The sequence below is a fragment of the Streptomyces sp. NRRL WC-3618 genome (genome assembly GCF_001280005.1).
In the GTDB taxonomy this organism is placed as follows: domain Bacteria; phylum Actinomycetota; class Actinomycetes; order Streptomycetales; family Streptomycetaceae; genus Streptomyces.
In genome coordinates, this window is the sequence record NZ_LGDW01000455.1 from 80,222 (window position 1) to 105,723 (window position 25,502).

Below are 25,502 nucleotides of genomic sequence, written 5' to 3' on the forward strand. Positions count from 1 at the left end.
CGTGCTTCCCCCGTGCCGCGCCGGCGGCCTGTGTCGTGTGCGAAATCGCTGCCGGGCGGGACAGGATGATCTCCGCCCGCTGGACTCCGTACACCTCTCGTCACGGAATCTCCCCGATCCGTGTGACGAGCAAGGAGTCCGTGTTGTCAGAGTGGCATGTTCGCGTCGTTACGGGCAGTGGCGCGACGAGTACCGGCCCATGCGAGTATGGGACGTCCGCCGGGCCGATAGCAGGAGGAAAGTCCTTGTCGGAGCGGGTTCGCAGCAGGTTCGCAGCGGGTGTGCGGGACGTGTCGGAGTTGGTGGGGGCGAGTGGACCGGCAGGCCCGGAGGAACCCCGGAAGGACGTGGAGCGGCCGTGAACGACAACCAGAACCTCCTCGCGGAGCAACGCCGCGCCCTCATCCTCGACGAGGTACGGCGTCGCGGGGGCGTTCGCGTCAACGAACTGACCCGCACGCTCGGCGTGTCGGACATGACGGTTCGCCGTGACCTCGACGCGCTGGCCCGCCAGGGCGTTCTGGAGAAGGTCCACGGTGGTGCGGTGCCGGTGGTCGAGGCGAGCACTCATGAGCCGGGGTTCGAGGCCAAGTCCGGCCTGGAGCTGACCGCCAAGGAGGACATCGCGCGGGCCGCGGCGGAGTTGGTCTCGGCGGGCTCGGCGATCGCCCTGTCGGGCGGTACGACGACGTACGCGCTGGCGCATCAGCTGCTGGACGTGCCGGATCTGACCGTCGTGACCAACTCGGTGCGCGTCGCCGATGTCTTCCACACCGCGCAGCGCGTGTCGGGGCAGCGGCAGGGGGCGGCGACGGTGGTGCTGACCGGTGGGGTGCGGACGCCGTCCGACTCACTGGTGGGGCCGGTGGCCGACCGGGCGATCGCGTCACTCCACTTCGATGTGCTGTTCCTCGGAGTGCACGGGATATCGGTCGAGGCGGGACTGTCGACGCCGAACCTCGCGGAGGCGGAGACGAATCGGCGGCTGGTGCAGTCGGCTCGGCGGGTTGTGGTGGTCGCCGACCACACCAAGTGGGGGACGGTGGGGCTCAGTTCGTTCGCCGCGTTGGAGCAGGTGGATACGTTGGTGACGGACTCGGGGTTGGCGCCTGAGGCTCGGGGTGAGGTTTCGGAGCATTTGCGGCGACTTGTAGTCGCCGGGGAGGTTGGCGCCTAAGAGGGTGCCTTGGTACGTGCGTTGCGGGTGCGGGTGGTTCGTGGCTTGTCGCGCAGTTCCTCGCGCCCCTTAGGTCAGTTGGGCCACATGCCTGTTTTCAGGAAGCCGTCGATAGTCGCTCCGTACGGCGCGATGTTCAGGTTCTGGTCTTTCAGCCACTCGTCCGAGTAGTACTTGTCCAGGTAGCGGTCGCCGGGGTCGCACAGGAGGGTTACTACGCTGCCCTGTTGGTCCTGCGCCACCATCTCCGCCACGATCTTGAGGGCGCCCCACAGGCCTGTGCCCGTGGAGGCGCCCGCCTTGCGGCCGATGGCCTGTTCCAGGGCTCTTACGGCGGCGATGCTCGCCGCGTCCGGGACCTTCATCATGCGGTCCACCGCGCCGGGGACGAAGCTGGGTTCCATACGGGGGCGGCCGATGCCCTCGATGCGCGAGCCGCAGTCGCAGGTGACGTCCGGATCGCCGGTGGTCCAGCCCTCGAAGAAACAGGAGTTCTCCGGGTCCGCGACACAGATACGGGTGTCGCGCTGCGTGTAGTGGACGTAGCGGGCCAGCGTCGCCGAGGTGCCGCCGGTGCCGGCCGTGGCGACGATCCACGCGGGCTCCGGGAAACGTTCCAGCTCCAGTTGGCGGAAGATGGATTCGGCGATGTTGTTGTTTCCGCGCCAGTCCGTGGCCCGTTCCGCGTAGGTGAACTGGTCCATGTAGTGGCCCCCCGTCTCCGCCGCGAGGGCTGCCGAGGCCTCGTACAACTTGCGGGAGTCGTCCACGAAGTGGCACCGGCCGCCGTGGAACTCGATGAGTCGGCACTTCTCGGCGCTGGTCGTGCGGGGCATCACCGCGATGAAGGGCACGCCGATCAGCTTCGCGAAGTACGCCTCCGAGACGGCGGTGGAGCCGCTGGACGCCTCGATCACCGGGCGGCCGGGGCGGATCCAGCCATTGCACAGTCCGTAGAGGAAGAGCGAGCGGGCGAGGCGGTGTTTGAGGCTGCCCGTGGGGTGGGTCGACTCGTCCTTCAGATACAGGTCGATACCCCAATTCTCCGGCAGCGGGAAGCGCAGCAGATGGGTGTCGGCCGAGCGGTTGGCGTCGGCCTGGACCTTGCGGACGGCCTCTTTGAGCCAGGCGCGGTAGTCGGCATCGCTGCGGTCGACGTCGAGCGTGTCGACGGTTTCGGCGGTCCCGGTGGGGTCGAGGGTGCTCACGTCAGGCTCCTTGTGGTGCGCTCGCCGACGGCTTCTCGGGCAGCCGGACACATCGATCATAGACACCTTTCGCACGCCTCTCACCTGCATAAACACACCTTTGGGAGACCCAAAGGCGGGCCTGGGGCGAGGGGGTGGGGGAAGTGCGATGGGGGCTCGCGGTCCCCGGGGCGCATCCCGGTGAGTGCTTCCACCGGTTGCCGCGGAGCGCCGGACGTACTGGTGCTCGAGGCCGGGGGCGGGCAGACTGCACGGCACGGGGGCGCGCGCTGGATCATGTTCCAGCGCGGGATCACACGCATCTCGGCGGAAGCCGACAAGGGGGCGGAGCATCATGGCGGAGCCGGAGTTCACGGCCACGGGCGTGCGGATCGGGAAGAGGCTGCGTTCCCTCACCCGGGCCGGACAGGTCCGGATCAGCGGCGGCAGGCTGGAGCTGCTCACCAGCTACGGAAGCGAGATCGACAGCGCTCCCGTGCAGGCGGTGCGCGCGTCGAAGCCCTGGTTCGCGAACAACGACCGGGCCCTGGCGGATGTCAACGGCACGCGCTACCAGTTGACTCTCGGGGAACACGACCCCGCGCCGGGCGAGCCCGGTCCGCCCGCCGCACGCCGGTTCATCGAGGCCGTACGCAAGGCGGCGGGGCGCGGGCACTGAACAGGGCGGGGACCGTGGGGCCGTATCTCGCGCGGGCCCCTGGCGCGGCCGGATCCGGGCCGCGAGTTGCGGGTTTCCGTCCCTTGAGCCACGCTTGTCACACATCACTCTGGGTCTACCGGCGATAACGCTGCGAACCAGCCCGTCGGCCATCGACAGCAGGCGGCCGTTGCACGTAGGCAATCTGCTGGATCCGATCTCGTGTCTTCTTCCGGACCTCAATTCGGGGAGTCGCAAGCCGTGATCAGTCACCCAAGCAGGCACTGCGCGGTGGAGCTCCAAGCCCTGCCGTCGCGGATCGGCCAGGTCCGCAGAATCCTCTGCGCACAATTGCGCTACTGGCATCTGGATCCCTTGATAGACCGGGCTTCGCTCGGTGTGACCGAACTGCTGACCAACGTCCACCGGCACGCCCAGCCCGACAAGCTGTGCACCGTGGAGATCGAGGTCCTGCTCGACCGGCTCACGGTCTCGGTGCACGACCACGACCCCCGCATTCCCGAGCTGCGGAACGCGGATCCCGGCGCCACCTGTGGACGCGGCCTGGCGATGGTCGCCGCGGTGAGCGAGAGCTGGGGTGTGCGGCCGGACGGCGAGTCCGGGAAGGTCGTGTGGTTCACGCTGCCGACGGTCGCGCCGGTCCTGACGGCCCCGGAGACCAGGCTCGCGACGGCGACACCCGTATGCCAGCCGGTCGAGGAGAAGCTGTGTGACGGCGCGGGGTACGACGAGCCGCTGTACGACAAGGGAGTCAAGCCGGGGGTTCACCGGCGCAGGCCGGAACACGCTCCCGCCCGGTCGGCCGTTGCCGGCTGACCGGGCGGTGACCAGCGGTGTCCCCCCTCCCTTCCTGGTCGGCCGTGCCCGTGCGTCACTGGGTGGCGATGGCCCGCAGTACGTCCAGGCGTGCCGCCCGCCGGGCCGGGCGCAGGCCCGCGAGAGCGCCGGCCGCGACGCCCACCAGCGCCACGATCACGAGCTGTGCGGGTGGCAGCGCGAAGGCGAAGTCACTGTCGCTCGTGCCGTCCGAGGCCTTCACCAGCGCCCAGCCGAGGAAGCCGCCGAGGCCGAGCCCACCCACCGTGCCGAAGGCGGCGACGAGGACCGACTCCCAGCGGACCATGGCGCGCAGTTGGGCGCGGGTCTGGCCCACTGCCCTCAACAGGCCCAGTTCGCGGGTGCGTTCGTGGACGGCGAGAGTCAGGGTGTTGGCGATGCCGAGCAGCGCGATGAGCACCGCGAGGGCGAGCAGGGCATAGCCGAGGGTAAGCATCATGTCGATGCCTGAGGCCGAGGACTGGGCGAACTCGTCGCGGGTCTGCACCTCGGGATCGCCGTACCGTGCGGCGACCTGCTGCACGGCGGCCTTGCCCGCGTCCGTGCTGACGCCATCCTTGAAGGAGACGGCGACCAACGTGTCGGAGTCCTGGATGCGGTGCGGGGCCCAGGCGGCGCGGGTGATGACGTACTCACCGGCGAGGTCCGACCGGTCGTAGACCGCGCGGACGGTGAAGTTTTTCTTATGGCCGTCGGTGAAGGTGAGTTGGGTGGTGTCGCCGGTCTTCAGGCCCTGCCGGCCGGCCTCCGCCGCGGTGACGGCGATACCGTCGGTGCCGAGATCGTCGAGCGAGCCGCGGATGGGGCCGAGGTCGAGGACCCGGGCGAGGCCGGCGGGGTCGGTGACGGTCAACGCCCGTCCCTGGCCGTCGACTTCGGCGACTCCCCGGCCGAGTCCGACCGCGTCCGCAACCTCGGGGCGCTGGGCGATGGCGGGTGCGAGGCGGGGGCTGAGTCCACTGCCGCCCGCCCCGAACGACGGGGTGCTCACGGCCACTTCGCCCGCGAAGGACCGCGACACGGTCTGGTCCATGGTGGCCTTGAGTGAGGCGCCGAACACCGTGAACAACGAGACGACGGCCACGCCGATCATCAGGGCGCTCGCGGTGGCGGCGGTCCGCTTCGGGCTGCGCAGGGCGTTGCGCCGGGCGAGGCGGCCGGTGACTCCGCGCAGCCGGTCGAGGGGGACTCCCAGCAGGTGCACGACCGTCGTCGACGCGACCGGGCCCAGGACCACGAAGGTGGCGAGGGCCAGGGCGGCGCCAAGTCCCGCCAGCCACAGGGACGGTGAGAGCAGTACGCCGGTCAGCGTCATGGCGATCGCCAGGGCGCCGAGGCCCACACCGGTGACCGCCCGGACGGATGAGGCGCCCGACTGGTCGACTGCCGTCTCGCGGAGCGCTGCCAGAGGCGCGGTGCGGCCGGCGCGTACGGCGGGCAGCAGGGCGGAGCCCAGGCAGACGACAGTGCCGACCGCGAGCGGCAGCAGCATGGACAGCCAGCTGATCACCAAGTCGCCCTCGGGGAAGGGGAATCCGATGGTCGGGAACAGTGCCTGGAGGCCTGCGGCGACCCCTATGCCGCCCGCGAGGCCCGCGATCGACGCCGTCACGCCGACCGCGCTTGCCTCCACGAGGGTGGCCGCGCCGATCTGCCGGCGGGAGGCGCCGAGGGCCCGCAACAGGGCGTTCTCCCGGGTGCGTTGGGCGATGACGATCGCGAAGGTGTTGTGGATGGAGAAGGTCGCGACCAGGATCGCCACACCCGAGAAGACGAGGAGGAGAAGGGTGAAGACGGTCAGGAACCGGCTGGAGATCATCTCGGTGTTCTCCTCGGCGGACTCGTGGCCGGTGATGGCCTCAACTCCCTTGGGGAGTGCGGGAGTCAGCCGGTCGACCAGTTCCCGCTGGCCGATCCCCGGGCCGGCTCGCACCTGGATGGTCGCCGCCTCGCCGGGCTTCGCGGTGAGGTACTTCTCGGCGTCGGCCTGGGTCATTCCGGTGAACGTCACCTGCGCCATGCCGTCCTCACCGGCGAAGGTCGCGAGGCCGACGATCGTCACCTTGACCGGGTCGGGCGTACGCAGGATCGTCCGGTCGCCGATCCTCAGGTGGCCCTTCTTGGCCGTACCCCGGTTGACGACGACCTCGCCGGACTTCAACGGGGCGTGCCCTTCGGCGAGTTGGTACGGGTTCAGCTTCGGGTCGGTGATCCAGTTCCCGGCGAGTGTGGGCGGGCCCTGACCGCCGACGGGGTCGCCGTTCGCGCCGATGAGCTGGCCGGCGCTCTGGATGTTGGGCGCGGCGGCGGCGACCCCTGGGACCTGCTGCACGGCCTTGACCAGTTCGGTGGGGACCGGCCGGCGTACGCCTTGGCTCTCGCCGGGGGTGGTGATGGCGTCGGCGCTGCGGACGACGGCGTCGGTGCCGCTCGTCGCGTCGCCGAACATGGTGTCGAAACCGGCTCGCAGGGTGTCGCCCATGACCAGGGTCCCGGCCAGGAAGGCCACGCCGAGGAACACCGCCAGGAACGTACCCGCGAAGCGGCGCTTGTGGGCGCGCAGCGAGGCGAGGCTGATGCGGACGGTGGGGCGGAGGGCACGCGCGGGACTGTTCATGACGGCACCTCGAAGGCTTTCAGCCGGTCCAGGACCTTGTCGGCGGTCGGGGACTCCATCCGGTCGACCAGGCGGCCGTCGGCGAGGAAGAGGACCTGGTCGGCGTGGGCGGCGGCGACCGGGTCGTGGGTGACCATGACGACCGTGCGTTCCATCTGCCGCACCGCGCGGCCGAGCAGGCCGAGGACCTCCTCGCCGGAGCGCGAGTCGAGGTTGCCGGTCGGCTCGTCGGCGAAGACGACGTCGGGCCGGCCGGCGAACGCCCGTGCCACGGCGACGCGTTGCTGCTGGCCGCCGGAGAGTTCGGCGGGGCGATGGTGGAGCCGGTCGCGCAGGCCGACCACGTCGACGAGCGCGTCGATCCACTCCGGGTCGCCGTCCGCGCCCGCCAGGTCGATCGGGAGCGTGATGTTCTCGGCGACGGTCAGCGTCGGTACCAGGTTGAACGCCTGGAAGACGAAGCCGATCCGGTCGCGGCGCAGCAGGGTCAGGCGCCGGTCGTCGAGCGCGCTCAGGTCGGTGTCGCCGATGAACGCGGTTCCGGAGGTGAGGGTGTCCAGGCCTGCCGCGCAGTGCATCAGGGTGGACTTGCCGGAGCCCGAGGGCCCCATGATCGCGGTGAAACGGCCGGCCGGAAAGCCGACGCTCACCCCGTCGAGGGCCCGTACGGCGGTGTCGCCACCGCCGTACACCTTCACCGCGTCGACAACCTGTGCCGCCGTACGGGTCCTGGTAGCGGTGGTGGTCACAGCGCACCGCCCTTGCCCGGGCGGCCGACCGAGGCACCGAACTGCTCGTCCAGGACGGACAGGCGCCGCCAGTACTCGTCCTCGTCGATCTCGCCGGAGGCGAAGCGCCGGCCCAGTACGGCGATCGGCGAGTCACCCGAGACCGGGCGGCCCTGAGCGCCGTAGCGGCCGTCCATGGCACGCCACGGGCCACCGCGCCCGCGCCAGACCGTGCGGCGCAGGACGGTGACGACGCCGATGACGACGGCCGCCCAGATCAGGGGGAAGAAGAGGATCCACGGCCCGGGGCCGCCGTTCCAGTTCGCGAGGGTCTGCATGTCGAGTCATCTCCCGGATCGGGTTTTTCGTTGATGACTCGAGGTTCGCGCGGGGAGGGGGTCCGGGTCGTCGTACGGCCGACGGCAGTGCGCGTACCTCCCCGGGAGTACGCGGGCCCCTTCCGGCTGCTTCCCGGGAGTGCCGGACTACGTCAGTGCCCGCAGGGGGTCGTCGAGCACCGGCTGCCACGCCAACTCTGCTGCTCCGACAAGGCTGTTGTAGTCCAGCGTGCACGCCAGGATGGGGACACCGCCGCTGCGGCCCCACAGGCTGCGGTCGGCGACCACCGCCCGCAGACGGTCCGGGTCGGCGTTGAGGAGCGTGCGGTGCAGGCCGCCGAGGATGATGCGGTCGGGGTTGAGGATGTTCACGAGGCCCACCAGGCCCAGGCCCAGCCGGTCGATCAGGGTCTCGACAGCCGCGCGGACCGCCGGGTCCAGCTGCTGGTCGCGGATCAGGTCGTCGGCCTGCTGGAGCAGGGACACCTCGGGGCCGGGGTCGCGGCCCGCCGCCATGAGGAAGGCGAGCGGGTCGGCCTCGACGTCCAGACAGCCCCGGCTGCCGCAGTGGCAGAGGCGCCCCTCGGGGTTGACGGTGAGGTGACCGACTTCGAGCGCGAGACCCGAACTGCCCGTGTGCAGGCGCCCGTCGAGGACCAGCGCCCCGCCGACACCCCGGTGCCCGGTGGCCACGCACAGCAGGTCGCGGGCGCCGCGTCCGGCGCCGTGCCGGTGTTCGGCGAGCGCGGCGAGGTTGACGTCATTGCCGGTGAGGGCCGGTCCGGTGATGCCCGCCGCCCGTACGCGCTCGGCGAAGATCTCCTGTACCGGTGAGCCGGCCGGCCAGGCGAGGTGCAGGGGGTTCAGGGCCAGGCCCTCGGGTTCGGCGACGGCGGACGGCACGGCGAGACCGGCGCCCAGGCAGCGGCGCCCGCTGCCGCGCAGCAGTTCGGTGCCGGCGTCGACAACCGAGCCGAGCACCTTCGCCGGGTCGGCGTCGACGGTCTCGCAGCCGGGCGCGGTGGCGACGATCCGGCCGCCGAGCCCGACCAGCGCGGCCCGGAACCCGTCGGCGTGCACCTGGGCGGCCAGGACGACCGGTCCGTCCTCGGCGACGTCGAGCCGGTGCGAGGGGCGCCCCTGCGATCCGGCCGCCGCGCCGGGCCGGGCGTCCACGGTGATCAGCCCGAGCGCCTCCAGCTCGGCGGCCACCGCGCCCGCCGTCGCCCGGGTGACCCCCAGCTCGGCGGTGAGCACGGACCGGGTGGGCGCCCGGCCGGTGTGCACGAGCTCCAAGGCGGGCCCGAGCGCGCCGCGCCCCCGGTCCAACCGCGTCCTTGAGGTCGTCCCCTCAGCCTTGCCGCTCATGGATGCGAGTCTCCCATGATCCGTACGGCCGGGGACCGTGCCATCGGTCTGGGGACTTTCGCAACAGGCCCTAGAAGCCGCTGACCCGCAGCGTCACGTTCAACCGGCCGGTCAGCCCCAGTTCGGGCGGCGCCGTGCCCTCGTACACCCGGGGAACCCCGTGGTAGGCGAGCCGGGACGGGCCGCCGAACACGAACAGGTCTCCGCTGCGCAGCTCGACGTCCGTGTACGGGCGGGTCCGTGTCGTGGTGTTCCCGAAGCGGAAGAGGCAGGTGTCGCCGAGGCTCAGGGACACCACGGGCGCGTCCGACTTCTCGTCGCTGTCGCGGTGCATGCCCATGCGGGCGTCGGCGGCATAGAAGTTGATGAGCGCGATGTCGTAGTCGATGTCACCGTCGTACGCCGCTGCCCTGGCCGCCTGTCTGCCGAGCTCGCCCAGCCACTCGGGGAACGGCTTCACGGGCGTGCCGTCACCGTCGACGACCGTGCGGGCGTAGGCGTACGGGTACCAGTGCCAGCCGAGGCAGACCTGCCGGGCGGTCATCGTGCCGCCGCCGGGTGTCCGGACCGTACGCAGGCCGGCGGGTGGGCGCGCCCAGTCCCGGCAGGCGTCCAGCAGCTCGCGCTGACGCCCCGCGTCCAGCCAGTCCGGCACATGCACCGCGCCCGGCGCGATCTCCGCACGGGCTCTGGGAAACAGCTCGGCGTCCATGTTTCCATCCTGCCCGACGGGGTGTGAGCTGCGGCTCGGTAGGGTGGGGCCACGATGAACGACCGTATGACGACTCCCTGGTCCGAGCTGACCCTGACCCGTTTCCCCGCCGACCCGCGTGAGCGGCTGCGGGCGTGGGACGCCTCCGACGAGTACCTTCTCGGGCATCTCGCGGAGTCCGGGACCGATCTGTCGGGCACGGTTGTGATCGTCGGTGACCGCTGGGGCGCGCTCACCACGGCGCTCGCCGCGCACCGGCCGACACAGATCACCGATTCGTTCCTGGCCCAGGAAGCGACCCGGGCGAACCTTCGGCGGGCCGGTGCGGACGAGGATTCCGTACGGCTTCTCACCACCCTGGATGCCCCGCCCGAGTCCGTCGACGTGCTGCTCCTGCGGGTGCCGAAGAGCCTGGCGCTCCTTGAGGACCAGTTGCTGCGGCTGGCGCCCGCGCTGCACGAGGGCACGGTCGTCGTGGGCACCGGCATGGTGAAGGAGATCCACACCTCGACGCTGAAGCTGTTCGAGCGGATCATCGGCCCGACCCGGACCTCCCTCGCGGAGCGGAAAGCCCGGCTCATCCACTCCACCGTCAGTCCGTCGACGGAGCGGCTTTCCAGTCCCTGGCCTTACGAGTACGCGCTGCCCGAGGGCATCGGCCCGGCCTCCGGACACACCGTCGTCAACCACGCGGGTGTCTTCTGTGCCGAGCGCCTCGACATCGGCACCCGGTTCCTCCTCCAGCATCTGCCGACGCCGTCGGGCGCCGCCCGCGTGGTGGACCTGGGCTGCGGGAACGGTGTGGTCGGTACGGCGGTGGCGCTGGCGGCGCCGGAGGCCGAGCTGCTGTTCGTCGACGAGTCGTTCCAGGCGGTGGCCTCGGCGGAGGCGACGTACCGGACCAACGGGCTGCCGGACGGGCGTGCCGAGTTCCGGGTCGGGGACGGGCTGGCGGGGATCGCGGACGGGAGTCTCGACCTCGTACTCAACAATCCGCCGTTCCACACCCACCAGGCGACGACGGACGCCACGGCCTGGCGGATGTTCACCGGCGCGCGGCGGGCGCTGCGGCCCGGCGGCGAGCTGTGGGTGATCGGCAACCGGCATCTCGGCTATCACATCAAGCTGCGGAAGCTGTTCGGCAACAGTCGACTCGTCGCGAGCGATGCGAAGTTCGTGGTTCTGAAGGCCGTGAAGCAATAAAGCAGTGCGGTGGTGAGGTGATGGATTCGTACCACCTCAGTGAGCGGGCGAGGTTGACTCTCCCCGGAGGGCGCGTGGTGACGCGCCGAGTTCGCGTCGGCATGCCTTGTTGAAGGCGTGCAGGTCGGGGATGCCGACGGAGGCGGCCACGGCGGGGATGGAGAGAGTCGAGGCACGCAGCAGGTGGTGGGCGCGGTCGAGTCTGCGGCGGCGGATGTAGCCGACCACCGTGTCGTCGGTCGCGGCCTTGAACAGCCTGGTCAGGTGGTTGTGCGAGACGCCCGCCGCCTGGGCGACGGCGGGCACGGTGAGCGGGGCGGCCAGTCGGCCCTCGATGTACGCGATGGCGGCGCTGACCGCCGGATGGGGGCCGGGGCCGGGTCGTTCGGTGTCGGGGGTGAGGTGGGCGATGCGCCACAGCGCCGTCCAGATCTCCGCCCTCGTGCGCTCCGGTGCGCGTGGAACGGAGGCGACAGCGGTGAGCAACAGGCCGGTGAGGGTGGGGAGTTCGGGGCCGGCGTCCTGGACTACGGGTACCGTGCGGGACGGGCCGGCGGCGGGAATACGCAGGTGGGCGTACAGATGCTCGGAGGGGCCTTGGTAGCGGAAACGGACCGTGGCTCCGGGCGGTACGAGGCTGACGCGGCCGGGGCGAACGACGTGCGGTGTGCCGTCGACGACGAGCTCGGCCTCGTACTGGTAGAGGTGCAGCTGCCAGAGCTCCGGAAGACGGAAGACGTCGGTGCGGCTCGCGACGCCGTGCACGCCGACGCCGACGTTCGCCACCTGCGGCGGCTCACCGAGGTGGAGCTCCGTTTCGCGCATGGTGAGAAAATACCAGTGCCTGGTCCTGTCGGCGCAGCACGCCGATGATCCGTGTCACCGCCCGCGCCATCGCCTCCCGGCCCACGCTCAGATACCGGCGCGAGTCGACCGCCTCGGGGTGGGCGACGAGGAACTCCCTGATGGCGCCGGTCATGGCGATGTTGAGGGCCGTACCGACGTTGACCTTGGTGATGCCTCCCGCGACGGCGGCCATGAGCTGGTCGTCCGGTACGCCGGACGAGCCGTGCAGGACGAGGGGGACGTCCAGGGTGGCGGAGAGCCGTTGCAGGAGGTCGTGGTCGAGGGTTGCCGTACGGGTGGTCATGGCGTGGGAGCTGCCGACGGCCACAGCCAGGGCGTCCACCCCCGAGTCGGCGACGAAGGTATGGGCCTCGGCGGGGTCGGTACGGGCGCCGGGTTCGTGCGCGTCCAGCGGCGCCCGGCCGTCCTTGCCGCCCACCTGTCCCAACTCCGCCTCTATCCAGAGCCCTTGGGCGTGCGCCCAGTCGGCGGCGGCCCGGGTCGCGGCGAGGTTCTCGGCATACGGAAGCCGTGCCGCGTCGTACATCACGGAGCTGAATCCGGCGCCGGGCGCCTGCCGCAGCAGGTCGTTGCTCCGCACGTGGTCGAGGTGCAACGCGACGGGTACGGCGGCGCGTTCGGCGGCCGAGGCGGCGGCGCGGGCCAGTGGCAGGAATCGTCCGTAGCGGAACTTGACGGCGTTCTCGCTGACTTGGAGGACGACGGGCGAACCCACCTTCTCCGCACCGGCGATGACGGCCTCGACATGCTCCAGGGTGATGACGTTGAACGCGGCGACGGCCGAGCGGGTGTCGGCGGCCCGGGTGATGAGCTCACCGGCGGGGACGATCGGCATGGCCACTCCATTCCGGTCAGCGAGTCAACGAGTGTGCGGCGGCTGTGTCCTGACCTGTCCTGATGAGTTGTGAGGTGTTCTGACGTTGCCTCAGGTGGCGAGGATCACCGAGCGGGTGAGGTGACGCGGACGGTCCGGGTCGAGGCCTCGCGTCGCCGCCACCGCGACCGCGAGGCGTTGTGCGCGCACGAGTTCGGCGAGCGGGTCGAGGTCTCCGGCCACCCACAGGGCGCCGGTGTCCCGCACCTGTTCGGCCAGCCCCTCTGGCGCCTCGCCGAACATCCAGGTCGCCGTGGAGTGGGTGGTGACGCTGATGGGACCGTGCCGGTATTCCATCGCCGGGTACGCCTCGGTCCAGGACAGGGACGCCTCGCGCATCTTCAGACCGGCCTCGTTGGCGAGCCCCACCGTCCAGCCCCGGCCGAGGAAGGTGAACTGCGCGCACTCGACGAGCCCTTCGGGCAGTGGAGTCTCCAGAGCCGTACGACAGTCGTCGACCGTGGCCTCGCCATGCCGTCCGACATGGGCGCGCAGGAGGGTGAGCGCGGTGGTGGCGAACCTCGTCTGTACGACGGACCGTTCGTCCGCGTAGTCGAGAACGACGAGGTCATCGGCGGCTTCCGTCACGGGAGTTCGGGGGTCGGCGGTTATCGCGGTCGTCCGCGTACGCGTACCGGTGGACGTGCCGCTCCGCAGTCGCCCGAGCAGTTCGAGCACCTCTGTGGTGGTGCCGGACCGGGTGAGGGCGACGACTCGGTCGTACAGGCGCCCGTAGGGGAACTCGGAGGCGGCGAAGGCGTCCGTCTCGCCCTGGCCCGCGCCTTCCCGGAGGGCCGCGACGGCCTGTGCCATGAAGTACGAGGTGCCGCAGCCCACGACGGCGACCCGCTCCCCCGCCACCGGCAGCGCGTCGGCGTGCCCGGCCGCCTCCATGGCGGCGCGGGTCCAGCACTCCGGCTGACTGTTCAGCTCGTCCTCGACATGGGTCATGCCCTGCCCCTCCCCGAGAGCCAACACAAGCAAGCGTGTGCGCGTTCTTGCAAGATATAGCCAGATTTCAAGCAGAATCAAGCATTCAGCAGCAAGCTCGGTGAGCTTTCGGTCCGCTAGGGTCGCGGAAAGATCGAGGAACGGAGAGTCCGGATGTCCCGGGACGCCCGCTGGAAGTCCCTGCTGGAGCTGCTGGTCGAGCGGGGCCGGCTGGAGGTCGAGGAGGTGGCGGCCGAACTGACGGTGTCGGCCGCGACGATCCGACGGGACTTCGACCAGCTCGCCGAGCAGCAGATGCTCGTACGCACCAGGGGCGGCGCGGTCGTGCACGGCGTGTCGTACGAACTGCCGCTGCGCTACAAGACCGCCCGCCGCGCCTCCGAGAAACAGCGCATCGCGAAGGCGGTCGCCGGCCTGGTCTGCCCCGGCGAGGCGGTGGGCCTGACGGGCGGGACGACCACGACGGAGGTGGCCCGCGCGCTGGCCGTACGCGGCGATCTGGCCGCCGACTCGCCCGCGCTGACGATCGTCACCAACGCGCTGAACATCGCCAACGAGCTTGCCGTACGGCCCCAGTTCAAGATCGTGGTGACGGGCGGGGTCGCGCGCCCGCAGTCGTACGAGCTCGTCGGGCCGCTCGCCGACGGCGTGCTGAGCCAGATCACCGTCGACGTCGCCGTGCTGGGCGTGGTCGCCTTCGACGTCACGCACGGGGCTGCGGCGAACGACGAGGCCGAGGCCGCGATCAACCGGTTGCTGTGCGAGCGCGCCGAGCGCGTGGTGGTCGCCGCCGACTCCAGCAAGCTGGGGCGGCGGGCGTTCGCGCGGATCTGCGCGGCGGGGGCCGTGGACACGCTGGTCACGGACACGGCGGCGGACGAGGAGACGGTGGGGCGGTTCGAGGAGGCCGGGATCAGGGTGATCACGGTCTGAGCAGTCATTGCCCGAGCGGCGGGTCGGCGCTCAGGTGCGCCGCCGGGCCACGGGCCTGTTGGTCGGCCGCCCCCGTTGTCCCCGTTGTCCTCTCAACTCCCTTGGTTCACAAGGCGTTTCCACCGTGGTCCAGCCGTTCGACGCGGGCCACGTTCTCCCGGTCCTCGGGGTCCTCGCTCGCCTCGGCGGCGAACCAGGCGTCGAGGATCTCCTTGAGGAGCGGCTCCGAGGTCAGTCGCAGGCTGAGCGCGAGCACGTTGGCGTCGTTCCAGCGGCGCGCTCCGTCCGCCGTGTAGGCGTCCGTGCACAGCGCCGCGCGAACACCGGGCACCTTGTTCGCGGCGATCGACGCGCCCGTACCGGTCCAGCAGCACACCACGGCCTGGTCGGCGGTTTTGGCGGCGACCTCGCGGGCCGCCGCCTCCGAGCAGGCGGCCCACTGCGGATCGGCGCCGGGGCTCAGCGCCCCGTACGTCACCACATCGTGTCCGCGGTCGCGCAGTTGGCCGAGGAGGGCGCGCGCCACGGGTTCGTCCATGTCCGAGGAAACGGAGATGCGCATACCCCGAGACTACCCAGCCGTGGAACGGACGGCCGCCGCGAGCCGCGCGACCGTGCGGTCAGCCTCCGCTCTCGGGAGAGCAGCAGCCCTCCCGTCGCATCTGGCGGCTGACCTCCAGCCAGTCCACGGGCGACGCGGACCGCTGTGGGGCGTGGCCTCGCGTGGTGGCGGATGTGAAGGCGTCCACCAGGTCGGCCTGTGCGTAGGGGACGCCGCCGCGCAGGACCGACTCGGTGCGGATCAGGGTGGCGAAGTCGGTGAACGGGTCGCCGTCCACGATCGTGAGGTCGGCGAGCTTGCCCTCTTCGAGGGTGCCCAGGTCGGCGTCGGCGCCGAAGACCCGCGCGGGCACCAGGGTGGCGGTGCGCAGAGCCTCCGCCGGTGACAGGCCGGCCCGGTGCAGCGCGCGGAGGGAGAGGTGGAGGTGCAGCCCGACCGGGACGAGTGGCTGGTCCGTGCCGAGCGCGACCAGGCCGCCCGCCGCGAGGATCCGCCGATAGACGTCCAACTCCCGGTCCAGCGTTGCCAGTTGGGCATGGGTGGGCGGCGCCGCCGCCTGTTGCCGGACGAGCGCGGTGTCCCACGGCGGCATGAGCGTGGTCACGCGCGGGTCGTCCGCGAGCGCGGGGTCGGCGCCGAGCAGGGGAAGTGCCGTGAACGGGGTGGCGACGAGATGGAAGTCGGTACGGGTGTAGATCTCCTCCAGGTCCTGGTAGGCGCGCCCCGTCGCCGTGGTCGCGTGCCCGAACTCCAGTCGCTGCGTGGCCTGCAGATGGGTCGTCAGGTCCTGGCCGAGCTGGACGCCCGGGCTGCACAGATGGCTGCCGCTGCGCACCCCGAGCCGCTCGTGGGCGAAGTCGGCGGCCTCCTTCATCACCCAGCCGGGGGCTCGTACGTACGTCTTCACGAAGTCCCACTCCAGGGCCTTCGCACGCGCCAGCGAGCGGCGCAGGCCCTCGGGGGTGCGGTGGGCGCGGGCCATGCTGTAGGCGACGCGCGTCCCGTCGAGCAGTTCGCCGGTGGACAGCAGCCGGGGTCCGGCGAGGGCGCCGGCGGCCACCGCCTCGCGGATGCGGGCCTGTTCGTAGGCGAAGCCGCCGAGCGAGACGGCCGTCGTGATGCCGTACGCGACCTGCAGCGCGGTCTGTCGGCCGCCGTAGGTGGACTGCCAGGGGTGGGTGTGCGCGTCCCACAGGCCCGGGATCACGGTGCGGTCGCTCGCGTCGACCCGGCGCACTGCTGGGCGGCCGGGCCGGTGCGGGGCGACCTCGGTGATCCGGCCGTCGCGGACCACGACATCGATGTCCTCGCGGACGTCCGGCCCGGTGCCGTCCCAGAAGCGGCCCGCGTGCACGACCGTGTCGGCCGGGCGGGGCCTGCGGTAGTCCAGCGGTACGCGGACGGTACGGGTGCTGCCGTCGGCGATGTCGATCAGGCGCAGGGTGCCCGCCGAGAGGTAGAGGAGGGTGCGGGCGTCGGCGGACCAGGACGGGTGGTCGGCGGCCTCGGTGGTGAGCCGGCGGGGTTCGCCGTCCGGGGTGCCGTCGGAGCGGACCGGCAGGAGCCACAGCGCGGACTCGGCGACGACGGCCATCCAGCGGCCGTCCGGGGACCAGACGGGGCCGGAGTCGTAGCGGTCGGCGAGCGAGGTGTGCGGGGCGACGGCGTGCAGGGCTGCGGTGCCGGTGGTGGTGTCGACGACCCGGATGAGGTTGTAGCCCTCGCGGAAGCGCTGGTTGATCCGGTTCCGGTCGCACAGGGCGACGTACCGGCCGTCGGGCGACCAGCTGGGACGGCCGGGCAGGCCCCCCGCGCCGAGCGCCGCCGCAAGCACGCGTTCGGCGCCGTCGGGCAGGTCGCGCACCACGAGGTTGCCCGACATGTCGAGGCAGGCGAGCCGGGTCCCGTCGGGCGAGAGCGCCGGGAAGACACGGCCACCCCCGGCGAGCGCGGTCTCCGCGCCGGAGCGAAGGTCCCGGCGCCGTACGGCGAACAGGCCGTCGCGGTCGTCGGCGTACACCAGCGCCGTGCCGTCGGCTGTCCACGTCGGCGCCAACACATAGCGCGTCGTGGGGACTTGGAGGACCTTACGGGGTGGACGGCCGCCCTTCGTGCCCGCGATCCACAGCGCGTTGAGGGCGGCGAAGGCGACGGACCGGCCGTCCGGGGAGAGCGCGGGCAGGTGCAGGGCGCGCACGGGCCGGACACCGGTGCCCGCGAAGTCGTACGCCTTGGCGCGGTACGCCGGCCGCTCCACCGGCAGCGTGGCCGTGAACGGGATCTCCTCGCCGTCGTCCGGCGCGGCCGGGTCGACCAGGCGGAAGTGGCCGTCGACGTTCAGCAGCAGCCGTTCACCGTCCGCCCAGCGGGGCGGCGCCGGGAGGACGTCGCCCTCGACGGCGACCGGTGTGCCGTCCACGACGAGGGTGCAGGAGGCGGCGGGCGCCCCCGTGGTACGCAGGTAGGCGAGACGTCCGGCGGGTGAGAGCGCGGGGGTCATGAGCTGGGCGCCGGAGTCGTCGGTGCGCTCCGTGGTGACGGCGCCCGAGCCGTCGGCGGCCACCGACGCGACGGTGGCCGCACGGAGGGTGCCCGGAGCGGGAACCGTCGCGCGCACGAACAGCACCCGCTCGCCGTCGGGTGTCCAGGTCGGGTCGAAGTCCTCCCAGGCGGTGTCCTGCCCGGGACCCGGCTGGCCGGGGCGCCCGGTGAGCCGGGTCAGCTCGCCGGTGCGCACGTCCACCACCCAGACGCGGTAGGGGGCGCCGGTCACGGTGTCTCCCCCGCGCTCGGAGGCGAACGCGATCCGGGTGCCGTCCGGTGACCAGGCGGGGCCCCGGTCGTCCCAGGGGCCGTCGGTGAGCTGCCGGAGCCCGGTGCCGTCGGGACGGAGCGTCCAGAGGTGGAAGCCGCCGCCACGGTAGGCGCACACGACGAGACGGCTGCCGTCGGGCGAGAACTGGGGGCGGGTGGGTTCGAGACCGGGTGAGGTCAGCGCGACGGCGGTGCCTCCGCCGCGCGGCACGGACCACAGCACGTTCTGGATCTCCGCGACCAGCCGGTCACCGGAGGGGGCGAGGGTCGCGGAGCCGCCCGTGGCGGCGGTGAAGGTGAGGGGGGTCATTGTCCGGGGCTCGGCGGAGGCGGCCGGCGCACCGACGGTGGCGAGCGCCGTGGCGCCGGCGGTGGCCTGGAGGAATCTGCGCCGGGAGAGCGGGCCGAAACCGGTGTCGTCGTCCGTGGTGTGCGAAGTGGTGTCTTCGGTGACCAAAGGAGCTCCCAGTGCGCGGAGTTGGCGTGTGGGGCGGGTCGGGCAGAAGCGACCGCTGACAAAACGTACGGGGCGAAACGGCCCTGGGGCGACCCCGCCCTGCGTTATCGGCCGAATCTTCACCCTGACGTGCGGGCCGTCGCGCGACCGCCGCGCCATCGGGGAGTTTCCCGTCGCCGCCGAACGGGCCGGCGCCCTCTCCTCGGCCCGGCCCCGCGCGAAACCCGGTTGCCCGGCCGGAACACCGCTGCGACAGTCATGACCATGTCTGTCTTCTCCGCGTACGACGGAACCAAGCTGGCCTGCCGTGAACTCGGAGAAGGACCGCCACTCGTCTGTCTGCCCGGCGGGCCGATGCAGGACTCCGTCTACCTCGGGGACCTGGGCGGCCTGTCCGCGCACCGCCGCCTGATCATGCTCGATCTCCGGGGCACCGGACGGTCGGCCGTACCCGAGGACCCCGCGTCCTACCGCTGCGACCGCCTCGTCGACGACGTCGAGGCCCTGCGTGAGCACCTCGGCCTCGACCGGCTGGACCTGCTCGGCCACTCCGCCGGCACGAACCTGGCCACGCTGTACGCGGCCAGGCACCCCGAACGCGTCGGCAGACTCGCGCTGATCACCCCCAGCGCGGGGGCCCTCGGCATCACCGTCACGGGAGACGTCCGGGTCGCCACGGCACGGCTGCGCCGGGACGAGCCGTGGTTCCCGGAGGCGTTCGCGGCCCTCGAGGCGCTCGTCGCCGGCCGGGCGGGCGCCGACGCCTTCCAGGCCATCGCCCCTTTCTGGTACGGCCGTTGGGACGAGAACGCCCGCGCCCACCGGGCCGCGGAGGCCGTACAGCGCAACAACGAGGCCGCGGCCGTCTTCGCCGTCGAAGGCGCCTTCGACCCGCCCGCGACCCGCGCGGCACTCACCCGTCTCACCTCACCGGTCCTGGTCCTGGCCGGGGAGGTCGACCTCAACTCCCCGCCCCCCGCGACGGCAGAGCTCGCGGCACTGTTCCCGCACGCCGAGTTGATCGTCCAGTCGGGCGCCGGACACTTCCCGTGGCTCGACGACGCGAAGCGGTTCGTGGCGGCCACGGAAGCGTTCCTGAGCTGAAAAACCACCGCAATCCCGAGCCGCGATACCGAACCGCACTCCCGAACCGCATCCCTCCCGAACCGCAATCCCCCATGGAGCCTGCCTTGATCGAAACCGCGCGATTCCTGGAAATCCTGGACGCGGAGGGCCAGTTGCTCGCTGCCGCCGCCGAGCGGGCCGGCACCGACGCCAAGGTGCCGACCTGTCCGGGCTGGCAGGTGGGCGACCTGCTGCGGCACACGGGCACCGTGCACCGATGGGCCGCCGCGCACATCGCCGAGCGGCGCATGACGCCCAACCGCCCCGACAGTCCGCCCGACCTCGACGGCGGCGCGCTGCTCGCCTGGTTCCGGGAGGGCCATCGCACCCTCGTCGACACCCTGGCCTCGGCCCCGCCCGACGTCGAGTGCTGGACATTCATGCCCGCCCCCTCGCCGCTCGCGTTCTGGACCAGGCGGCAGGCGCATGAGACCGCCGTCCACCGGGTGGACGCGGAGTCCGCCCTCGGCACCGCGTCCACCCCGCTCGCCCCTGACTTCGCCACGGACGGCATCGACGAACTGCTGCTCGGTTTCCACGCCCGCCCCAAGAGCCAGGTCCGCACGGACGAGCCCCGGGTGCTGCGCGTCCGGGCGACCGACAGGGACGACGCGGTGTGGGCCGTACGCCTGACGTCGGAGCCACCGGCTGCCGAACGCGTCACGGCGCGGGCGGAGTTGGTGGGCCAGGACGCCGACTGCGAGGTGACCGGCCCCGCCGCCGCGCTCTATCTCGCGCTGTGGAACCGGCAGCCGTTCCCCGCCGTGAGCGGCGATCCCGCACTCGCCGCCCTGTGGCAGGAGAAGTCCGCCGTCTGAATCCAACCGGTCATTTGCTGCACGACATTACATGCATTTGCATTCGATGCATGTGCATGTACTGTCGTCCTCATGACCTCTCCGCTCAACACCCCGGCGGCCGACGGCCGTTGGACTCCCCGACTGTGGGGCACCCTGCTGGTGCTCTGCGCCGCCATGTTCCTGGACGCACTCGACGTGTCGATGGTCGGTGTCGCACTGCCGTCCATCGGTTCCGACCTCGACCTCTCCACCTCGACGCTGCAATGGATCGTCAGCGGCTACATCCTGGGATACGGCGGACTCCTGCTCCTCGGCAGCAGGACCGCCGATCTCCTCGGCCGCCGCCAGGTGTTCCTCGTGGCGCTCGGCGTCTTCGCGCTCGCCTCGCTGCTCGGGGGACTCGTCGACTCGGGCCCGCTGCTGATCGCCAGCCGCTTCGTCAAGGGGCTCAGCGCCGCCTTCACCGCCCCGGCAGGCCTGTCCATCATCACCACGACGTTCGCGGAGGGCCCGCTGCGCAACAGGGCCCTGTCCATCTACACCACCTGCGCGGCCACCGGTTTCTCGATGGGCCTGGTGCTCTCCGGCCTGCTCACTGAGGCGAGTTGGCGCCTGACGATGCTGCTGCCGGCCCCGGTCGCCGTCCTCGCCCTGGTCGCGGGCCTGAAGCTGCTGCCGCGCAGCGAACGCGAGAAGGACCACAACGGCTACGACATCCCCGGCGCGATTCTCGGCACCGCCTCGATGCTGCTGCTGGTCTTCACCGTCGTACAGGCCCCGGAAGCCGGCTGGGCATCGGCCCGCACACTGCTGTCCTTCCTCGCGGTGGCCGCCCTGCTGACCGTCTTCGCCGGTGTCGAGCGGCGCTCCGCCGGGCCACTCGTCCGGCTCGGGGTGCTGCGCTCCGGCAACCAGATCCGCGCCCAGCTCGGCGCGCTGACCCTCTTCGGCTCGTACGTCGGGTTCCAGTTCCTGGTGACCATCTACATGCAGTCGCTGCTCGGCTGGTCGGCGCTGCACACCGCGCTCGCCTTCCTTCCCGCCGGTGCGGTCGTCGCGCTGTCCGCGACGAAGATGGGCGCGATCGTCGACCGGTTCGGCACCCAGCGGCTGATCGTGGCGGGCTTCGCCCTGATGATCACCGGGTACGCCCTGTTCCTGCGCGTCAGCCTCGACCCGAGCTTCGTCACCCTCATCCTGCCGTCGATGCTGCTGATCGGCGGGGCCTTCGCGCTGATCTTCCCCTCGTTGAACATCCAGGCCACCAGCGGCGTCGACGACCACGAACAGGGCATGGTCTCCGGCCTGTTGAACACCTCGGTCCAGGTGGGCGGCGCGATCTTCCTGGCCGTCGTGACGGCGGTCGTCACCGCCGGCACCCCCGCCAGTCCCTCACCGCAGGCCGTCCTCGACGCCTACCGGCCAGGACTGATCGTGGCGACGGGTATCGCCCTCGTCGGCCTGCTCGTCTCGCTCCCCGGCCTGCGCACCCGGCGTCCGCGTCAGTCCGTCGTCGTCGCCAAGTCCCTTGGACGGCAGGAGGAGACGGTGACGGAACCGTTGTCGGCCCGCGACTGAAAAGGCTGTCAGCGTCCGTGCCCGGCCGGGGTTGCTTGCCCGGCCGGGCGCCCGCCTGTTTGACTTTGCGGATGGACGACCACGGGGGACGCATAGGGCAGGGCCGCACGCGGGACACCCAGGCGCGGCGGGACGCGGTCACCGTGGAGATCGGATACGCCCTGTGCAGTGCCGCGTTCCTGGCCGCCCTGGTCTTCGGGGTGGTCGCCGGGCCCGCATGGGTCTTCGCGCTGTCGGACGGCGCGAAGACCACGCTCGTCGCCTCGGGGGCAACGCTGGGCGCCGTGCTGTTCACGGTGCGCGTGGTGAGCGTGCTGGGCCGCTTCACCCGCGAGCACGACGGCAAGGGCGACGCTCAGCCGAGCCAGCCCGGCCGTACCAACCCCGACTCGTAGGCCAGTACGACCAGTTGGGCCCTGTCGCGGACGCCCAGCTTCACCATCGTGCGGCTCACATGGGTCTTCGCGGTGAGCGGGCTGACGACCAGACGCCGGGCGATCTCCTCGTTGGACAGGCCGATCCCGACGAGGGCCATCACCTCACGTTCCCGCTCGGTGAGCGCGGCGAGGGTGTCGGCGACGGCCGGTTCCTTCGAGCGGGCGGCGAACTCGCCGATGAGGCGTCGGGTGACTCCCGGTGAGAGCAGCGCGTCACCCGCGACCACCGCCCTTACGGCGCGCAGGAGTTCGTCCGGCTCGGTGTCCTTCACCAGAAAGCCGGAGGCTCCGCTGCGGATCGCCTCGAAGACGTACTCGTCGAGTTCGAACGTGGTCAGCATGACCACCCTGACCTCGCCCAGCGCCGCGTCGCCGGTGATCCGGCGAGTGGCGGCCAGCCCGTCCAGCACCGGCATCCGGATATCCATCAGGACGACATCGGGGCGCAGTTCGCGTACGCGGCGCAGCGCGTCCTCCCCGTCGGCGGCCTCCCCGGCCACCTCGATGTCCGGCTGCGCGTCGAGCAGCGCCCTGAACCCCGCGCGGACCAACGACTGGTCGTCGGCGAGCAGTACACGGATCACCGGTCCTCCTTGACTGTGAGCGGCAGCACGGCCAGCACCCGGAAACCGCCGTCCGCGCGCGGGCCCGCCTCGATCGTGCCACCGAGGGCGGCGGCCCGCTCCCGCATCCCGGCCAGCCCGTTCCCGCTGCCACCCGCGTCGGCGCCCGTCGCGGGCCCGTCGTCGTCGACGCACAGCCGCAGAGCGCCGTCCGCTTCATCGGCATCGACCCGCACACGCGCGCGGCGCGAACCGGAGTGCCGTACGACATTGGTGAGCGCCTCCTGGACGATCCGGAAGGCCGCCAGATCGGCGCCCGGCGCCAACTTCGGGACCGCGCCCCGCACCTCGACGCTCAGACCCGCCCCGGCCGCCTGCTCCACCAGCTCGGGCAGCCGGTCAAGACCCGGCGCCGGAGCGCGCGGCGCGTCCCCCGGCGTACGCAGCGTGTCGAGCACCTGGCGCACCTCGCCGAGCGCCTCCTTGCTGGCCGCCTTGATGGTGGTGAGCGCGGTGCGGGCCTGCTCGGGGTCGGAGTCGAGCAGCGCGAGTCCGACCCCGGCCTGCACGTTGATGACCGAAATACTGTGCGCGAGTACGTCGTGCAGCTCCCGCGCGATCCGCAGCCGCTCCTCGTCGGCGCGCCGCCGCGCGGCCAGGGCTCGCTCGGCGCGCTCCCGGTCCCACTGCTCCCGCCGCACCCGGACCAGTTCGGCGACCGCCACGATGGCCGCCACCCAGGCGGTGACGACGATCTCCTGCCCCCAGGAGGCGGCCTCGTCCCCTGACGGCGGCAGCCACCGGTACAGCCAGTGCCCGATCAGCACATGCCCCGCCCAGAGCGTCCCGACGGCCGCCCAGGCCGCCTTCCGGTGCCCGGCGGCGACAGCGCTGAAGCAGCCCAGGGCCACGGTCAGGAAGACCGGCCCGTACGGGTATCCGGCGCCGAGATAGACCATGGCGGCCGTGGCGGTGCCGAAGACGACGAGCACCGGGTACCGCTTCCGCCACAGCAGCAGTCCCGAACCGGCGACGAGCAGGAGACGCGCGAAGAGGTCCAGGTGGGCGCGGTCACCCCCTTGTCGGTCGGCGGCGAACTGCGAGCCGGCCAGCACGAAGACGGTCAGCACAGCGGTGGAACGCCAGGGCCACCGGCCGGCGCCCCGGTCCACACCGTCCCGCCGTCCCCACCACGGAGGCGGGCCTCCCCCGCTTACGCGCTGCTCGTCCATGCCGCCACGCTAGACGGCACCGCCCGGCGACGGCGTCCGCCGGGCGAGGTGATCACCCGTACTCCCCGGGGAGTACGAGGCCGGGGCCGCCCCTCTCCTACCCCTTCTCCTACTTCTTCTCCTTCTCCGGAAACACCAGCCCCACCTCATGGGCGATCCGGGTCACGGCGTACCGGAAGAACGTCTCCCGGTCCTCCACCATCCTGTTGAACTGGCCGAACAGCTCGAACCCGATCAGCCCGTACATCTGGGCCCAGCCCGCGACGAGCGCCACCGCCACCTCCGGCGGCAGGTCGGGGGCTAGGTCGGCGCCCAACCGGTCGGCCTCGGGCCGCAGTTCGGCGGGGATGGGGGTCCGCGCCACGCCGACGCGCCGGTGGGCGTCGCGCACGATGCCGATCAGCAGCAGGCCGACCCGCGCGGCGGCCGGCACGGTCGTGTCGGGCGCCTTGTAGCCGGGTACCGGCGAGCCGTGGATCAGCGTGTACTCGTGGGGATGGGCGAGCGCCCAGCCGCGCACCGCCTCGCACACGGTGACCCAGCGCCGTAGCGAACCGGTGTCCGCGACGGCGGCGTGGGCGGTCTCGGCGGCCTGGCCCACCGAGTCGTAGGCGTCGATGATGAGAGCGGTCAGCAGGTCGTCACGGCTGGGGAAGTAGCGGTACAGCGCGGAGGAGACCATGCCCAACTCGCGGGCGACGGCCCGCAGTGAGAGTTTGGCGGCGCCCTCCGCCGCGAGCTGTCTGCGCGCCTCGTCCTTGATCGACGAGGTGACTTCGATCCGGGCGCGGGCGCGGGCTCCTTGTGTGCTGCTCATGGTTCGAGTGTGCCACGCCTTCAGATCAGTGCACACAAACGAGAGCGCCGAACTAAAAAGAGAGCAGCGCTCTTGCTTTGGAGCACCTATCTCAGGCAGACTCTTCACAAGCGAGAGCGGTGCTCTCGCAAGCATCATCCTCGCGCTCTCCGATGCTCGAACCCCGAACCCCAGGAGGACACCATGACGTCACCGTCAGCCCACTACATGAAGCCCAAGGCGTTCGACAAGGTCATGAACGGATTCATCGGCTGGCTCGCCCGGCACGGCGTGAGCGTCATGGGCACCGCCGAGCTCTCCGTGCTCGGCCGCAAGAGCGGCGAATGGCGCCAGGTGCCCGTCAACCCGCTGCCCTACGAGGGCGGTCCGTACCTCGTCTCGGCGCGCGGCCACTCCGAATGGGTGCGGAACATGCGCGCCGCCGGCGGCGGCCGGCTCAAGGTCGGCCGCCGGGTACAGGAGTTCACCGCCGTCGAGCTCCCGGACGCGGAGAAGCCGGTCGTGCTGCGCACCTACCTCAAGAAGTGGGGCTGGGAGGTCGGTCGCTTCTTCGGCGACGTCGACGTGAACTCGACCGACGCGGAACTGCTCGCCGCCGCGCCCAAGCACCCCGTCTTCCGGATCACCGTCAAGCCGTGAACTCCCC

At 71.6% G+C, this 25,502-nt stretch carries 24 protein-coding genes; 10 read left to right on the forward strand and 14 right to left on the reverse strand.

The annotated features are described in order from the left end of the window. Nucleotides 1-358: 358 nt before the first annotated feature. Nucleotides 359-1,177: a DeoR/GlpR family DNA-binding transcription regulator gene (locus tag ADL01_RS31950; RefSeq protein WP_053745508.1), complete on the forward strand. Its 819-nt coding sequence runs from the start codon at nt 359-361 to the stop codon at nt 1,175-1,177. A 74-nt stretch (nt 1,178-1,251) separates the two neighbouring features. On the opposite strand, the gene ADL01_RS31955 is transcribed toward ADL01_RS31950, so the two are convergent. Continuing rightward, on the reverse strand, nt 1,252-2,385 hold the full coding sequence (locus ADL01_RS31955) for a PLP-dependent cysteine synthase family protein (RefSeq protein WP_053745509.1): 1,134 nt from the start codon (nt 2,383-2,385) through the stop codon (nt 1,252-1,254). Nucleotides 2,386-2,719: 334 nt separating this feature from the next. On the opposite strand from ADL01_RS31955, the gene ADL01_RS31960 reads away from it, so the two are divergent. Continuing rightward, nucleotides 2,720-3,043 carry a hypothetical protein gene (locus ADL01_RS31960; protein WP_053745510.1) on the forward strand — a complete coding sequence of 108 codons (324 nt, stop codon included), beginning with the start codon at nt 2,720-2,722 and terminating at the stop codon, nt 3,041-3,043. Nucleotides 3,044-3,283: 240 nt separating this feature from the next. Continuing rightward, on the forward strand, nt 3,284-3,859 hold the full coding sequence (locus ADL01_RS31965) for an ATP-binding protein (protein WP_078960866.1): 576 nt from the start codon (nt 3,284-3,286) through the stop codon (nt 3,857-3,859). Between the two features lie 55 nt (nt 3,860-3,914). On the opposite strand, the gene ADL01_RS31970 is transcribed toward ADL01_RS31965, so the two are convergent. The 5 genes from ADL01_RS31970 to ADL01_RS31990 all read right to left on the reverse strand — a co-directional run bounded on the left by ADL01_RS31970 (nt 3,915) and on the right by ADL01_RS31990 (nt 9,643). Then, on the reverse strand, nt 3,915-6,497 hold the full coding sequence (locus ADL01_RS31970) for an ABC transporter permease (RefSeq protein WP_053745512.1): 2,583 nt from the start codon (nt 6,495-6,497) through the stop codon (nt 3,915-3,917). After that, nucleotides 6,494-7,246, reverse strand: a complete 753-nt coding sequence (locus ADL01_RS31975) for an ABC transporter ATP-binding protein (RefSeq protein WP_053745513.1) — start codon at nt 7,244-7,246, stop codon at nt 6,494-6,496. The genes ADL01_RS31970 and ADL01_RS31975 overlap by 4 nt, the downstream gene beginning before the upstream one ends. Continuing rightward, on the reverse strand, nt 7,243-7,563 hold the full coding sequence (locus ADL01_RS31980; RefSeq protein WP_053745514.1) for an SHOCT domain-containing protein: 321 nt from the start codon (nt 7,561-7,563) through the stop codon (nt 7,243-7,245). Before ADL01_RS31980 ends, ADL01_RS31975 begins: the two co-directional genes overlap by 4 nt. A 147-nt stretch (nt 7,564-7,710) precedes the next feature. After that, nucleotides 7,711-8,931, reverse strand: coding sequence for an ROK family protein (locus tag ADL01_RS31985; RefSeq protein ID WP_053745515.1), 1,221 nt, complete (start codon nt 8,929-8,931; stop codon nt 7,711-7,713). Nucleotides 8,932-9,001: 70 nt separating this feature from the next. Further along, complete coding sequence (locus tag ADL01_RS31990) at nt 9,002-9,643, reverse strand: alpha-ketoglutarate-dependent dioxygenase AlkB family protein (protein ID WP_053745516.1); 642 nt, start codon at nt 9,641-9,643, stop codon at nt 9,002-9,004. A gap of 66 nt (nt 9,644-9,709) precedes the next feature. Between ADL01_RS31990 and ADL01_RS31995 the strand changes: the two genes are divergently transcribed. Continuing rightward, nucleotides 9,710-10,846: a methyltransferase gene (locus ADL01_RS31995; RefSeq protein WP_053745517.1), complete on the forward strand. Its 1,137-nt coding sequence runs from the start codon at nt 9,710-9,712 to the stop codon at nt 10,844-10,846. Between the two features lie 36 nt (nt 10,847-10,882). Here ADL01_RS31995 and ADL01_RS32000 read toward each other — a convergent pair whose 3' ends face one another. The 3 genes from ADL01_RS32000 to ADL01_RS32010 form a co-directional block, all read right to left on the reverse strand. Beyond that, nucleotides 10,883-11,671 carry an AraC family transcriptional regulator gene (locus ADL01_RS32000; protein ID WP_053745518.1) on the reverse strand — a complete coding sequence of 263 codons (789 nt, stop codon included), beginning with the start codon at nt 11,669-11,671 and terminating at the stop codon, nt 10,883-10,885. Continuing rightward, nucleotides 11,643-12,548 carry a class II fructose-bisphosphate aldolase gene (locus ADL01_RS32005; RefSeq protein ID WP_053745519.1) on the reverse strand — a complete coding sequence of 302 codons (906 nt, stop codon included), beginning with the start codon at nt 12,546-12,548 and terminating at the stop codon, nt 11,643-11,645. Before ADL01_RS32005 ends, ADL01_RS32000 begins: the two co-directional genes overlap by 29 nt. Before the next feature lie 90 nt (nt 12,549-12,638). Beyond that, complete coding sequence (locus ADL01_RS32010) at nt 12,639-13,538, reverse strand: SIS domain-containing protein (RefSeq protein WP_053745520.1); 900 nt, start codon at nt 13,536-13,538, stop codon at nt 12,639-12,641. A 153-nt stretch (nt 13,539-13,691) separates the two neighbouring features. Between ADL01_RS32010 and ADL01_RS32015 the strand changes: the two genes are divergently transcribed. After that, nucleotides 13,692-14,471, forward strand: coding sequence for a DeoR/GlpR family DNA-binding transcription regulator (locus tag ADL01_RS32015; protein WP_053745521.1), 780 nt, complete (start codon nt 13,692-13,694; stop codon nt 14,469-14,471). A 106-nt stretch (nt 14,472-14,577) separates the two neighbouring features. On the opposite strand, the gene ADL01_RS32020 is transcribed toward ADL01_RS32015, so the two are convergent. Next, complete coding sequence (locus ADL01_RS32020; RefSeq protein ID WP_053745522.1) at nt 14,578-15,033, reverse strand: RpiB/LacA/LacB family sugar-phosphate isomerase; 456 nt, start codon at nt 15,031-15,033, stop codon at nt 14,578-14,580. 58 nt (nt 15,034-15,091) lie between these two features. After that, the gene (locus ADL01_RS32025; protein ID WP_053745523.1) at nt 15,092-18,304 is read right to left on the reverse strand and encodes an amidohydrolase family protein; all 3,213 of its coding nucleotides are present in this window, start codon (nt 18,302-18,304) and stop codon (nt 15,092-15,094) included. A gap of 264 nt (nt 18,305-18,568) precedes the next feature. On the opposite strand from ADL01_RS32025, the gene ADL01_RS32030 reads away from it, so the two are divergent. The 4 genes from ADL01_RS32030 to ADL01_RS32045 all read left to right on the forward strand — a co-directional run bounded on the left by ADL01_RS32030 (nt 18,569) and on the right by ADL01_RS32045 (nt 22,202). Continuing rightward, entirely contained in the window at nt 18,569-19,408 is an 840-nt protein-coding gene (locus ADL01_RS32030) for an alpha/beta fold hydrolase (protein ID WP_053745541.1), read from the forward strand. Nucleotides 19,409-19,497: 89 nt separating this feature from the next. Next, a complete protein-coding gene (locus ADL01_RS32035; RefSeq protein ID WP_053745542.1) occupies nt 19,498-20,247 on the forward strand; it encodes a maleylpyruvate isomerase family mycothiol-dependent enzyme in 750 nt (249 codons plus the stop codon). Nucleotides 20,248-20,319: 72 nt separating this feature from the next. Continuing rightward, complete coding sequence (locus ADL01_RS32040; RefSeq protein WP_053745524.1) at nt 20,320-21,807, forward strand: MFS transporter; 1,488 nt, start codon at nt 20,320-20,322, stop codon at nt 21,805-21,807. 71 nt (nt 21,808-21,878) lie between these two features. Continuing rightward, the gene (locus ADL01_RS32045; protein WP_053745525.1) at nt 21,879-22,202 is read left to right on the forward strand and encodes a DUF6332 family protein; all 324 of its coding nucleotides are present in this window, start codon (nt 21,879-21,881) and stop codon (nt 22,200-22,202) included. Here the strand turns inward: ADL01_RS32045 and ADL01_RS32050 are convergent. From ADL01_RS32050 to ADL01_RS32060, 3 genes are all read right to left on the reverse strand, one after another. After that, nucleotides 22,163-22,828, reverse strand: a complete 666-nt coding sequence (locus ADL01_RS32050) for a response regulator transcription factor (RefSeq protein ID WP_053745526.1) — start codon at nt 22,826-22,828, stop codon at nt 22,163-22,165. The genes ADL01_RS32045 and ADL01_RS32050 overlap by 40 nt on opposite strands. After that, complete coding sequence (locus ADL01_RS32055) at nt 22,825-24,039, reverse strand: sensor histidine kinase (RefSeq protein WP_053745527.1); 1,215 nt, start codon at nt 24,037-24,039, stop codon at nt 22,825-22,827. Before ADL01_RS32055 ends, ADL01_RS32050 begins: the two co-directional genes overlap by 4 nt. A 109-nt stretch (nt 24,040-24,148) precedes the next feature. After that, nucleotides 24,149-24,856 (reverse strand): TetR/AcrR family transcriptional regulator, encoded by a 708-nt coding sequence (locus ADL01_RS32060; protein ID WP_053745528.1) that lies wholly within the window; start codon nt 24,854-24,856, stop codon nt 24,149-24,151. Between the two features lie 183 nt (nt 24,857-25,039). On the opposite strand from ADL01_RS32060, the gene ADL01_RS32065 reads away from it, so the two are divergent. Then, nucleotides 25,040-25,495 carry a nitroreductase family deazaflavin-dependent oxidoreductase gene (locus ADL01_RS32065; protein ID WP_053745529.1) on the forward strand — a complete coding sequence of 152 codons (456 nt, stop codon included), beginning with the start codon at nt 25,040-25,042 and terminating at the stop codon, nt 25,493-25,495. The last annotated feature ends 7 nt before the right edge of the window (nt 25,496-25,502 follow it).